Origin of the sequence: Sphingobium phenoxybenzoativorans, assembly GCF_018286635.1 — a bacterium.
In the GTDB taxonomy this organism is placed as follows: Bacteria; Pseudomonadota; Alphaproteobacteria; order Sphingomonadales; family Sphingomonadaceae; genus Sphingobium; species Sphingobium phenoxybenzoativorans.
Genome location: NZ_CP073910.1, coordinates 4,227,085 through 4,241,011, shown reverse-complemented (window position 1 = coordinate 4,241,011; position 13,927 = coordinate 4,227,085). Strand labels below are relative to the sequence as shown.

The following is a 13,927-nucleotide window of genomic DNA, read 5'->3' as shown; positions in this document are numbered from 1 at the left end:
ATGATGGAACTTTTGCTGATGGCGATCGCCTGCGCCGCCCTCGTTGCCCTGCTATACCGCCATTATCGCGTTCCGATCCGTCATCGCTGGCGACGCCGACAGGCTCGAACGATGTGCGAGCAGCTGCGCGGACCGGATCGCGATCAGCCCGCCGTCTTGCACTATGCCCGGCTGCGCGCGATGGATCCGCTGGCGTTCGAGGAATTACTGCTCGAAGCCTTCGAGCAGCGCGGGCACCGCGTCATCCGTAATCGCCGCTATACCGGGGACGGCGGCGTCGACGGGGAGGTCATCATCGATGGCCGGCGCTGGCTGATCCAGGCGAAGCGGTATCGCGATGCGATCAAGCCTGAACATGTGCGTGAGTTCGCCATGCTTTGCGCTGCGCGGCGGCGGCGCGGCATGTTCATCCACACCGGTCGCACCGGCGGGATGAGCCGCACGATCTGTTCGAGCGCCGATGGCATCGAAATCGTCTCCGGGCAGCGATTGCTTGCGCTGCTGACCGGCGCTCCGTTCGAGCCGGATGGTCTGCCGTCTCGCGATCTTCTTCGACGTGGCCCCTCCGATTTTCGTGATCGGATAGTGCAATGAGGGCGTGTCGATCAATGATTTTCCAGGCCTCGGTAGCGGGAAGGGCGCTCACCAGTATAGCGATCCTGTCCGTCATACTGACGCCGGCTCCTGTGCTGGCGAAGCAAGCTGCACCTGGTGAGGTCGCCGAAATCGCCCGTTGCATCCGCGTCGCCGCGCGGGGGCGTGCCTGGCTTGAAAAGACGCTTTGGGGCTTGCGGACACAGGAGGCTGGCTGGCTGGGCGCGGAGATCGCGAATACCAACGGCACCCACGATCTCGGGCCGCTTCAGATCAACAGTAGCTGGGTGCCGAAAATGTCCCGACTGCTCGAACGACCCCAGGAGCAGATCCGTCATTGGCTGCGCTACGATCCCTGTTTTAATGTCGAGGCGGCACGCTGGATATTCCTGTCCGGGCTGGAAGCGACCGGAGACTATTGGAAAGCGGTTGGCGTCTATCATAGCCCAACCGAGGCGAGGCAGGTCGCCTATGCGAAGAAGGTCGCAAGCCACATGCGTCGGCGGTTTGGCCCGGACGTGTTTGCGGCAAGCCGCGGGAACCTGGTGAGGTAGTTTTGGGCGATGAATACAAGCGGTTGAATAGCTTTCAACGCTGGACTCCAAGGCTGGGCAGGCAGCCCGTTCGCTGCATCTGCCCTCCGAGGTCATCCCTTTTCAGCGAACACTGGGATCGTACCTAAGATCGTGCGCTGGCCACCTGCGCTTTGCAGCTTCCGCCCCAATTCAGCGATGCGTCGTTCGCCGTCCTCTTACGTCAGTGTACTCCTTCGATGGGGCTGGCGGACTTGCACAGCTTGGCAGGCTTGGTGGACGGCCTGCGATCTGCTGATCGGTGAAACTGACGACAGGCAGGCAATGGCGCGATAGGGTGAGTATTACGCCCGCGCCCGCAGTTCGTCGATCATGCATTTGTGTTGCCCATAACCTGCTCTCGATCTTGGGCCATCCGGCCGGAGCTGATCCGGTCAATCTGATGATCGAGCCGAAGTCCATCGATACACTCAGGAGCCTTACGTAGTGACGTTGCCAGTCGGCGCGGTGATGGTGACCACAAAAGAGGTGGCTGGGTGAAACCTTGAGGCGGCCTCTGGCACCTTACGCAAGCTGGAGATGAGCTATGTCCAAGCCGATGATTTTGTGGTTCGAAGACATCGGTATCGCTGATGTGCAGGCCGTAGGCGGCAAGAACGCGTCTTTAGGCGAGATGACCGCGGCCCTCGCTCAGAAGGGCGTGAAGGTGCCCTCTGGCTTTGCCACCACTGCGGACGCTTACAGGGCGTTCATTCACGACAATGAGCTTGCACCCCGCATTACGGAACATCTCTCCGCCTTCCACTCCGGCGGATGCACCCTTCAGGAAGCGGGGCAGGCTATAAGGAGTCTGTTTCTGGAAGCGGAAATGCCCTCCCATATCGCCGAGGAGATTGTGTCCGCTTATGCGGAACTTGGCCGGCGTACCGGCACAGAGCGTCCCGCCGTTGCCGTGCGCAGCAGCGCGACCGCCGAAGATCTGCCGGATGCGAGCTTCGCGGGCCAGCAGGAAACCTTCCTCAATGTCCGGGGCCGGGCCGCACTTCTGGCGGCCTGTCGTCGATGCTTCGCCTCGCTGTTCACCGATCGCGCGATCAGTTACCGCGATGCGAAAGGCTTCGATCATCTCGAGGTTGCGCTGTCGATCGGCATTCAGCAGATGGTCCGCTCGGACCTGTGCGGATCGGGCGTCATGTTCTCGATCGATACCGAAACTGGCTTTCCAAATGCTATCGTCATCAGCGCCGCCTGGGGGCTGGGCGAGACCGTCGTCCAGGGGAGCGTAAACCCGGACAGATATGTCGTATTCAAACCGCTTCTCGCGCAGCCGGGGACCGAACCGATCATCGACAAGGAGTTGGGCGGTAAGGCGTTCCGCATGGTCTATGGGGAAGGCGGAAGCCACCGTACGAGGATCGTCGAGACAACCGAGCAGGAGCGTCAGAGCTTCGTTCTCGATAACAGCGATATCGTCCAGCTCGCGCGGTGGGCCGTGGCAATCGAGGACCATTACCAGCGTCCCATGGACATGGAATGGGCGAAGGACGGCGAGACTGGTGAACTCTACATCGTCCAGGCGCGTCCCGAAACGGTTCAGGCCCAGGCCAGCACTTCGACATTCCGGCATTACCGCCTCAAGGAGAAAGGCGACCCGCTATTGACGGGCGCGGCGGTGGGAACAGCCATCGCTGCTGGCAAGGCTTGTGTCATCCGGACCGCCGCCGACATCGCCCAGTTCCGGGACGGGTCTATTCTCATCACTGAGACGACTGACCCCGATTGGGTTCCGGTCATGAAACGCGCGGCGGGGATCGTGACCAATCATGGCGGCACCACCAGCCACGCTGCCATCGTCAGCCGCGAACTCGGTGTTCCCGCAATCGTCGGCACCGGAAACGCGACCGAGATCATTGCCGAGAACAGCGAGATCACGATCAGCTGCGCTGACGGTGACGTCGGAACAATCTACGCCAGCATACTCGATTTTTCCGTGACGGACGTGGATATCGGCTCCCTGCCGGCCACCCGGACGGACATCATGGTCAATATCGCGAACCCGGCGGCGGCATTCCAGTGGTGGCGGCTTCCTGCCCGAGGGGTCGGCCTTGCGCGCATGGAGTTCATCATCAACGCGCATATCAAGGTGCATCCGATGGCACTGGTTCACCCGGATCGCGTGAGCGCTGAAGCTCAACGGCAAATACGCGATCTGACCAAGGGGTATTCCGACCCATCGGAGTTTTTTGTCGATGTCCTCGCGCGCGGCATCGCGAAGCTTGCAAGTCCCTATTACCCGCACCCCGCCATCGTGCGCCTGAGCGATTTCAAAACGAACGAATATGCGCACCTTGTGGGCGGCGACGCCTTCGAGCCGGATGAGGAGAATCCGATGCTCGGCTTCCGCGGCGCCTCGCGCTATTACGATGAACGGTATCGCGAAGGCTTCGCTCTCGAATGCCGCGCGCTCAAGCGGGTCCGGGAGGAACTGGGCTTCTCGAACGTCATCGTCATGGTCCCCTTCTGCCGCACGCCGGCCGAGGCGGATCGCGTGCTCGAAGCGATGGCCGAGAACGGTTTGCGCCGCGGGGAGAATGGGCTGCAAATCTACATGATGTGCGAGATACCCTCGAACGTCATTCTCGCCGAGCAGTTCGCTACGCGCTTCGACGGATTTTCCATCGGCTCCAACGACCTCACCCAGCTTGTGTTGGGTGTCGACCGCGATTCCGGGATTCTGGCCAATCTCTTCGATGAAAGAGACGAAGCCGTCACCCGCATGATCTCGGAAGCCATTCGCAAGGCGCACGCGGCGGGCATCAAGATCGGCATATGCGGCCAGGGGCCGAGCAACCATCCGGACTTTGCGGCGTTCCTGATTTCGGAGGGTATCGATTCCATGTCGCTCAATCCCGACAGCTTCGTGCGAACGATCAAGGCCGTCGCGGAGGCGGAGGGACAATCGGGCTGAGCGCCGGGTGAAATGACACTGATGCGAGGTACAGGAAATTGCGTCTACCGGTGCTGATCCGCCTGGGTTCACCCGCATATTGTCGCGCAATCGCGAGCTCGGGAAGGTTACCCGAGAACGTCGTCTGAGTCCGGCGGCATTCGTAAAAGCCCTAATGGCCCCATCCTGGAACCGCCGATAGCCTTTGAGTGCTGGCTGGAATCGGGGAACAGGGTCCGGCCAGATGACGTTGATAGCAACAGTCGGAATGAGCGCCGCCGGTAGCGGGGAGACGGACGGCAACAGGAGGTTTTCCTATGTCTGCCGTATCTGCCTTTCCATCCTTCTCCCAGCCCCGAATGTCCGCGAAGACATCCGGCGTCGTCGCGTGCATCGATTGCACCGATCGCAACGCGTGGATCTATCCACACGCTCTTGCTCTGGCTTCAACGCTCGACGTTCCGGTAACGCTGCTTCAGGTCTTGGACAGAGACGCGTCGCCCGACGCACGGCCTGACCCCATCGAGTGCAATCTTCGTCGCCGCGAGGCCATGCGGGTGCTCGATCGTTGTGCTGCGACGATCGAACCGTCCTCATCTCAAACGACCATTGAGCTCGCAGAAGGACCGGCGGCGGAGGAAATCTGCCGGTACGTGCGGGAGTGTGACGAAGGGATGGTCGTGCTGGGCAGGCGCGGACGAAAGGAAGCCGGCCGCGACGGCGTCGGGGGCACAGTCCACAAGGTGCTGTCCCAGGCACCAGGCCCTGTCCTGCTTGTTCCGGTGGAAGCGCCCGTCCCGGGTTCGGCCTATCGACGGATCGTGGTGCCGCTCGATGGCTCGCGCTGGGCCGAAAGCGTGCTGCCCCTTGCGGTGCGCCTCGCGAAGGCAGCCGACGCTGAGCTGCTGCTCGTTCATGTCGTCCCCACGCCCGAAATGATCCAGGCGCGACCCCTGGAAACCGAAGACGAGACGCTGCGCGAAAACCTGATCGAACGCAACGAGCAGGCCGCGCGCAGCTATCTGGATCGGACCAGGTCCAATCTTTCGGCGATGGGCCTTCGCGCTCGCGCGATTGTCATCCGTGGCGGCGACGTTCGCGACACGCTTTGCGCGTTGATCGATCGCGAAGCGGCTGATCTCGCGGTGATGTCCGCACGCGGGCACGGGCATCAGCATGTCAGGGACGTCCCGTACGGAACGGTTGCCTCCTATCTGATGGCCCATTGCAGTGTCCCGATGCTCGTCCTGCCTTCGGCGAGTCGCAAGGCGCAAATGACTTCGCCTGCCGCCAGCCAGAGCGTGAGATTGCCAACGGCCATTCAGGTCTGATTGATGGCCGATTATGAGGAGCGCGATCCGCTCGCCGGGGCGGCGGAGGAGGTCGCCGACCGTCATCGCCTGACAGGACTGCTCGGCAAGTCGGTGCCGCTGCCCGCATGGGCGCATCTCGAGGAGATGAAGACCTGGCTGAGGCAGGCCCGACAGGCGGCCGCCAAGGCCGACAAGCGCGCAGGCGCCGCGGCTGAATGGCTGCTCGACAACGATTATCAGATACAACGCGCCATCCTGCAGATCCGCGAGGATCTTCCCGGAGAGTTCTACGCGAAACTTCCGGCGATCTCCGGGGACGGGCTCGGTCGCCCTCGCGTGCATCAGCTTGCCCATGCCTTGCTGCAGGCTTCTCACCTGCAGGTCTCGCTGAATGGCGCGGTGCTGTTCGTAGAGCAATATCAAAAGAAGATGCCGCTCAGCATCGCCGAGACCTGGGCCTTCCCGACCATGCTGCGCATAGTCTGCCTGGAATTGCTCATCGGAGGTTTCAGCCACCTCTTCCCGGAGGTCGAGCCGCCCTTTGAGATCGTCGAGACGCCCGACACGGCGATGGTTGGTTTTGACGATACGGAATGCGTCGCGCGCGCAATCGCGAACCTTGGCGTGATCGCGACGATTCAATGGAACGACTTCTTCGATCGAACGAGCCAGGTCGAAGCCATCCTCCGGCGCGACCCGGCAGGCGTCTATCCACATATGGACTTCGATACGCGCGATCGATATCGCCATGCGGTCGAGCAGCTTGCCGACCAGTCGGGACTCCCGGAATGGGATGTCGCCGAGCGTGCCTTGCGCCAGTGCTATAGCAGCGACGAAGCGCCATCGGGCCATGTAGGCTTCTGGCTCATCGATATCGGACGGCCTGCCTTTGCCGACGCGATCGATCCTCGTCCATGGACGCCGGGCTCGATATTGCGACGCGCGCTGCGTTATCCAGGCCTGCTTTATGCAGCCGCCTTGCTGCTCGCGGGCCTTGCGGGCTTTGCTCTACCCGCAGCCTATCTGGTTTCCACCGGCGCCACCGCCGGATCCTGGCTTCTAGGGATCGCGCTCACCCTGCTACCCGCATCGATCCTGAGCATCACCTTCGTCAATTGGCTCGTGACCCACATCGTTCGGCCGAACGTACTCCCCAAGCTCGATTTCAAGGACGGCATCCCCGAAAGTTCGGCGACGGCAGTCGTGATGCCTGTCTTGGTCGCGCGATTGTCGGATATCGCGCCGCTGCTTCGGCGCCTGGAGGCACACCGCCTTTCCAATCCCGATGCCGCGCTCGAATTCGTGCTGCTCAGCGATTTCGCCGATGCGTCACAGGAAAGTGTCTCGGTCGATGCCGATATCGTTCGCGCGCTGACCAGCGGGATCGAGGAACTCAACGCGCGCTTTGCCAATGCCAAGGGACATGGGCCGTTCCATTTGCTGCATCGGCCACGACGGTTCAACGCGGCCCAGGGCTGCTGGATGGGCTGGGAGCGAAAGCGCGGAAAGCTTGAGCAGTTCAACGCCTTCATCCTGAACGGAGATGCGTCCCCCTTCAATGTGACCGTCGGTAGCATCGAACGGTTGCGGCGATGCCGTTTCGTGATGACGGCCGATGCCGATACCAGGTTGTCGGCCGGCATCGTCCGGCGACTGGTGGGGACGCTATCTCATCCCCTTAACCGCGCCCACTTCAACGCTGCGACCGGCGCGGTCGAACGAGGATATACGGTTCTTCAGCCGCGCGTTGAGCTGGCGCCGGAAGCGACCGGCCAATCCTTGTTTTCGCGCCTCTATGGCGGTGACACGACCATCGATATCTATTCGCGCGCCGTATCCGACGTCTATCAGGATCTGCTCGGCACAGGCGTCTACGTGGGCAAGGGCCTCTATGATGTGGCGGCCTTTCATCGGAGCCTCGAAGGGCGCGTTCCCGAGAATACACTTCTCAGCCATGACCTGTTCGAAGGACTGCACGGGCGAGCGGCGCTGGTCAGCGATGCGATCGTTTATGAGAGCTTCCCGACCAGCTATCTCGACTTCACCTGGCGCTGGCACAGATGGGTCCGTGGGGACTGGCAGATCCTGCCATGGCTCTTTCCCTTCGTGCCCGGCGGCGATGGCCGATGGCTGCGCAACCGGCTCGGCTGGTTCGATCGGCTGAAGATATTCGACAATTTGCGGCGCAGCATAATTCCAGCGAGTATTGTGGCGCTGCTGGTGGGTGGATGGTTTCTTCTCCATGGGCAGCCCTGGGTCTGGACCTTGCTTGCCGTCATCGCGCCCGGTGCATATCTCTTTACGGACCTCGTGACCGGCCTCGCGCAGGGCCGCCGCCGCGGCGTCATGCAGAACCTGCTGCGACGTCTGGCGGATCACGCGGGTCGCTGGTTTCTCGCTATCGTCTTTCTCGTCAGTGACGCGATGATAGCGCTGCATGCCATTGCCATCACCCTATGGCGTCTCCATTCGGGCCAAAGAAAGCTCGAATGGACGTCGGCCGCCCACATGGCGACGCGCAACGCGGCGCGACATCCGCGACTGGCGGCATGGCGTGACATGGCCGCCTCTCCGGTGTTCGCGCTGATCATCGGCGCGGGTCTGTTCCTTGCGGCGCCCGCTTCCCTGCCTGTCGCGGCTCCCCTGCTGCTGCTCTGGTTCATTGCGCCTGAGATCGCGATCCGGATCAGCCGTCCGATTGAGCCGGCAAAGGACACGCTGTCCGAAAACGATCGAAAGTTCCTGAGACTGATGGCGCGGCGCACCTGGCTCTTTTTCGAGACCTTTGTGCGCCCCGAGGACAACTGGCTGCCACCCGATAACTATCAGGAGCCGCCCGACGAGGAAATCGCGCACCGAACCTCGCCGACCAACATCGGAATGATGATGGTATCGGTCCTCACTGCCTGGCGCCTCGGACATATCGGCCTCAACGAGGTTGCGACACGGCTTCACAACACGCTCGATACGTTGGATCGCCTGGACCGCTACCGCGGCCATATTCTCAACTGGTACGAGACGAGAACGCTCGCGGCCCTGGAGCCCCGATATGTTTCGACCGTCGACAGCGGAAATCTCGCGGTCAGTCTGATCACCGTCGCGCGAGCCCTTCAGGAAGCCAGAAGCTTGCCACCGGTCGCCACGGATTTGTGGCGAGGGTTTGACGACAATATCGAGTTGCTCGCCGAAGCGATTGCGACGATCGACCTCGAAGCGGCCTCCGCCGCCGGCTCGATCCTTGAGGCTATGCGGGAAACCGCCCGCAGGATTGAGGAAGGGAGGCAAGACTGGGCCGAGAGGATCGACGATCTCCTGTCGATCGATCTTCCTCGCCTGCGCGAGCAGATTACCCTGATGGCCGAAAGCGTCGGCGAGGATGAAATCGCCTCCCTGCGGAATGTCCAAGCCTGGCTGGAGCGGCTCGAACATCATCTGTCCGGCATGCGGCGAGACCTTCGGCTGTTCTCGCCCTGGTGGGAGACGCTCGCGGCGCATCCGGCAGAGTGTTCGAACGTCGCGGCAAAAGTCGCCGACCTGTTGGCGAACGACCGGCTGCCGTCCACGCACGCGGGCGCCGCGGCAGCAATTGGCGTCCTCAATGCGGCGAGAGACCAGCTACCGGCGGAAAGCCGGCAATGGGCGCACGATCTCCAGGCGGCGATCGAGGAAGGCCAGGCGGCCCGGCAAGCGCTTCATGACCGCCTCGATGACCTCTCCAGTCGCGCTAACGCCGCCGCGCACGCCATGGACTTCTCGTTCCTGTTCGATGCCGGCAGCCGGCTCTTTCATATCGGCTACAATGTGAGCGCCGATCGAATAGATCCGCACCACTACGATCTGCTCGCCAGCGAAGCACGCCTCGCCAGCTTTTTCGCCATCGCGAAGGGCGACATAGAGCCTCTGCACTGGTTCCATCTCGGGCGGCCCATCACCAAGCAGCACGCAGGCCTGGCGTTGATATCGTGGAACGGCTCGATGTTCGAATATCTGATGCCGAACATCTTCCTGCAGAGCGATCCCCAAACCCTGCTCGGAATGAGTGACCGGACCGCGATTGCTATCCAGATCGCATTCGGGCGGTCACATGATATGCCTTGGGGTATTTCGGAGTCGTCCTTCGCATCGATGGGCGAGGACCGCGTCTACCGATATCACGCATTCGGCGTCCCTGCGCTCGGCCTCCAGCGAGGTCTGGGGCGCGATCTGGTTATCAGCCCCTATGCGACGGCGCTGGCGCTGACGATCCGGCCCGCGCTGGCGACGCGCAACCTTCAAACTCTGGCGGATCTTGGCCTCATCGGCCGATACGGATTTTTCGAAGCGGTCGACTTCACGCCCGAGCGGGCGCCTGACGGTGAACGCTTTGCCGTCGTGCGCTCCTACATGGCTCATCATCATGGCATGAGCCTTGCCGCGCTCGGAAACGCGTTGTGCGATGACATGCTCGTGCGCTGGTTCCACACCGATCCTCATATCCGCACCGTCGACCTGCTCCTTAACGAAAGGATTCCATGGGAGCTGCCGCCCGAGATCGCGCGGCTTGAGGTTCGTGAGCCACAGCCGGAACCCGACGAACTGATTCCGGGCCTTTACGGCTGGGCACCCACTCGGCGCCGTGGGGAGCACGCGTGGCAGATTCTCGGCAATGGCCGGCTTTCGAGCCGCATTCGGACAGACGGTGCAGGTGGGCTGAGCTGGAACCAGCATGCCCTGACCCGTGGGGACGCAGGTTTCTGGATCTATCTGCACGACCGGGATGCAGATGTTACCTGGTCGGCAACGGGCGGCCCCTTTTCTCGACCCGAAGACGCGCCGGAGGTGATCTTCCAAGCGCATCAGGTGGAGTTCCACCAGCGCGCCCACGGCTTGTCGGTCACGACAACGATCAATGTCGCCAATGCCGACGACCTGGAGATCCGGCGTGTCGCTCTTGTCAATGATAGCGATAAGCCCCGGACCATCGAAGTCACGGGCTACGCGCAGATCGTTCTGGCTCCGGCCCAGGACGCGGCGCGCCACCCTGCCTTCAGCAAGCTGTTCGTGGGGGCGGAAGCCTTGCCTGGCAATGACGGCCTGCTTTTCACGCGGCGGCCGCGCAGTTCGGCGGAACGTCCGCCCGTCCTGCTGACCCGTGTGATCGGGGATGAAGATGGCGTTACCCTGCTCGGTCTCGAAGCCGATCGCAGCGCTTTCATCGGACGATATGGGTGCCCCAGGCGGCCCGCATTGTTGACCGGGGAACTGCCTGGTGGCCCGCTCGGCTGGACGCTTGATCCGATCTGCGCGATCAGGATGACGGTGGAACTGCCTCCGCGCGCGCGACGTGAATTCGCCTTCGTCACCATTGCGGCTGGATCCCGGCAATCGGCCCTCGAACTTGCCGAGCGCTTTACCACCCTGCCGTCACTCGACTGGGCTGTGAGCGATACGGCAAGTGCGGCGGCGCGCGAGATGCACAAGCTGGGCCTGCAGCCGCACATCGTGCCGCAGGCGCAGGCGTTGCTGTCCACTCTTCTCACCAGAGCGGCAGAGCCGGGATCGGCCGGCGCGCGCACATTTCGGCGCGGGGACCTTTGGGCGCTCGGGATATCGGGCGACCATCCTATTTTGATGCTGCGTTCCGGAACCGCGGAGCAGCAGGACCTGCTTCGACAGCTTCTCTCCTTCCACAAGCTCATGCGGCAGCGTGGTATGCCGATCGACCTGGTGGTGACGCATGAAGGAACGTCGGGCTATATCGAGCCCGTCCGCGAGCGTCTTCTGGAAGTGCTGAAGGATGCCGGGCTACAGGATCGCCTTGGCACCCATGCCGGGATACACCTCGTCGGCATCGGTCCATCCGATGGCGAGCGGGCGGCGCTTCTCGATCAGGTTGCCCGCCTCATCCTTGACGAAGCCGGCGGCAGCCTAGTCGACCAGCTTGCGCGATACGACCAGCCGCCGCATCCGGGCCCGCTGTTCGCGCCGGTCGGGGCGAACTCCGGTACAATCATGACGGCGCCCGTACCGCGCCCGGCTGATCTGCAATTCGATAATGGGTGGGGAGGCTTCGATCCGGATACGGGCGACTATACTATCTATCTGGAACCCGGTGCGCCGACCCCTGCGCCCTGGGCCAACGTCCTCGCCAACGACGGCTTCGGGACGATCGTGACCGAGGGCGGTCTGGGCTTCACCTGGGCGATAAACAGTGGTGAAAACCGTCTCACGCCGTGGTTCAACGACCCTGTCGAAGATCCTCAAGGCGAACGCCTTTATCTGCGCGATGAGGAAAACGCACGGCTCTGGACGCCGACGCCGCTTCCGGCCGGTGGAGACACGGCATGCCGCATCGATCACGGCCCCGACCGTACGTCCTGGCACCGGCATAGCGAAGGCCTTGAACAGGAGCTCTCCGTCATCGTGCCGACGCACGACACCGTGAAGCTTGTCCGGCTTCGCTTGCGTAATCAGTTGCCGCGTCCGCGCCGGATCACGGCTACCTACTATGCCGAATGGCTGATGGGCGCTGTGCAAGGAGAACAGGCGCCCCTGCGCCGCTCATTCTATGATCCGATCTCGCACGCGATTCTCGGCCAAAATCCCTGGACCGACGAATTTGCCGACCGCATCTCCTTTCTTGCTTCGACACTTCCGGTCCACACGCTCACCACCTCACGCTACGATTTTCACGGCGATGACGCCGACCCCACCAGTCCCCTCGGACTTCTGAACTGGGATCTTGGTCACCGGCAGCATGCTGCCGGTGACGACTGCTGCGCCGCCCTGCAGGTCCATCTTGATATCCCGGCTGAAGGAACCGCAGAAGTTTGCTTTGTGCTGGGGCAGGGCGACGACCTGGATCACGCGCGTGACCTTGTCCGTCGCTGGCAGGACCCATCGGCCTTCGAGACCGCGGCGCGGGAGTGTGCCGGTTTCTGGAAGGACAGGCTGGACGCGGTGCAGGTCAAGACGCCCGATCCCGCCTTTGACCTGATGGTCAACCGGTGGCTGCCGCACCAGTCGCTCAGCGCCCGCATCCGCGCTCGCGCGGGCTTTTATCAGGCGAGCGGCGCTTTCGGTTTTCGCGACCAGCTGCAGGATGTTCTGGCACAGATCCATGCCGATCCGAATGCAACACGGCAGCATATCCTTGCCGCGGCTGCCCATCAGTTCGAGGAAGGCGACGTGCTGCATTGGTGGCATCCGCCATTGGATCGCGGCGTCCGCACGCGCTGCTCGGACGATCTGGTCTGGCTACCGTACGCCGTTGCTCATTATGTTGAGGCGACCGGAGACAAAACCATCCTGAGCGAGCTGGTTCCTTTTCTGCGGGCGCCCCCGCTCACGGCCGAAGAAACCGATCGCTATGCGCGTTTCGAGGTGAGTGACTACACGCAATCCCTGTTCGTTCATTGCGAGCGCGCGCTTTCCCACGCCTACCGCCTCGGGTCTCATGGCCTCCCGCTGATTGGTGCAGGGGACTGGAATGACGGCATGGATCGCGTGGGCAACCGGGGGCATGGCGAAAGCATATGGCTCGCCTGGTTTCTCATCGCGACCATCCGAAATTTCACGCGTCATTGTGTGGATGCGGACCGGAACGAGTTCCGCGACCATTGGAACGGCCGCGCAGAGACGCTTGCGGCCGCGGTGGAACGGTCGGGGTGGGATGGCGAATGGTATTTGCGCGCATTCGACGACGACGGCCGTCCATGGGGCGCGTCGGAAGAACAGGAATGCCGCATCGATTCCATCGCGCAGTCGTGGTCCGTATTGTCGGGTGCCGGCAAGGTCGAGCGTACCCGATCGGCGCTCGCTTCGGCCAGACGATATCTGGTTCGGGATGACGACAGTCTCGTGCGTCTGCTGGATCCGCCCTTTGACCGCACGCCGCGTGAGCCGGGTTATATCAAGGCCTATCCGCCGGGAATTCGCGAGAATGGAGGCCAGTATACCCACGCGGCAAGCTGGCTCGCGCTCGCGTTCGCGCGCACGGGGGATGGTGATGGGGCCAAGGCGCTCTTCGACCGAATCAATCCTATTCAGCATGCCGCGACGGCTCGCAGCGCCGCCCATTATCGAACCGAGCCTTATGTCGTGGCGGCTGACATTGCCGGCATGGAGCCCCACCTCGGCCGAGGTGGCTGGACCTGGTACACGGGTGCCGCAGCCTGGACATGGCGGTTGGCGGTAGAGGAGATTCTTGGCGTTCGGCTCGTGGGCGGCGAACTTCAGGTGCGCCCCGTCTTGCCCAGGGACTGGGAGAGCGTCGAATTGACCCTGCGGCGAGGCCGTGGGTCTATTCATGTGACGATCGAGACGGATGATACTCTGGAGAGCGAAGAACCGGTAATCGAGGTTGAAGGGACGCTCTGGGACGCACGCGGAATCCCGTTCCCCGAGAACGATCATACGCGGATAGTCGTCGTGCGGGTTGCGCAGCGAGCCTGAAGAGCAATCCAGGACCGGGGCCAACGTGTATCCGGTGCTTTACGTAGCGCCCAGTGCTTCAGGCTCGGCTACAGGAACACTTCTCAACACCTTGTTGCCGGGGAGCG

At 62.6% G+C, this 13,927-nt stretch carries 5 protein-coding genes; all 5 read left to right on the top strand.

Going from position 1 to position 13,927, the window contains the following annotated elements:
- The 5 genes from KFK14_RS21040 to KFK14_RS21020 all read left to right on the top strand — a co-directional run bounded on the left by KFK14_RS21040 (position 1) and on the right by KFK14_RS21020 (position 13,820).
- Positions 1 to 594 carry a restriction endonuclease gene (locus KFK14_RS21040; protein WP_231746298.1) on the top strand — a complete coding sequence of 198 codons (594 nt, stop codon included), beginning with the start codon at positions 1 to 3 and terminating at the stop codon, positions 592 to 594.
- Positions 595 to 608: 14 nt separating this feature from the next.
- Positions 609 to 1,148 carry a lytic transglycosylase domain-containing protein gene (locus tag KFK14_RS21035; RefSeq protein WP_013846858.1) on the top strand — a complete coding sequence of 180 codons (540 nt, stop codon included), beginning with the start codon at positions 609 to 611 and terminating at the stop codon, positions 1,146 to 1,148.
- Between the two features lie 565 nt (positions 1,149 to 1,713).
- Positions 1,714 to 4,095 carry a phosphoenolpyruvate synthase gene (gene ppsA, locus KFK14_RS21030; protein ID WP_030090317.1) on the top strand — a complete coding sequence of 794 codons (2,382 nt, stop codon included), beginning with the start codon at positions 1,714 to 1,716 and terminating at the stop codon, positions 4,093 to 4,095.
- Positions 4,096 to 4,391: 296 nt separating this feature from the next.
- Positions 4,392 to 5,405 (top strand): universal stress protein, encoded by a 1,014-nt coding sequence (locus KFK14_RS21025; RefSeq protein ID WP_013846856.1) that lies wholly within the window; start codon positions 4,392 to 4,394, stop codon positions 5,403 to 5,405.
- Between the two features lie 3 nt (positions 5,406 to 5,408).
- Entirely contained in the window at positions 5,409 to 13,820 is an 8,412-nt protein-coding gene (locus KFK14_RS21020; protein WP_030090319.1) for a GH36-type glycosyl hydrolase domain-containing protein, read from the top strand.
- Positions 13,821 to 13,927 lie beyond the last annotated feature (107 nt).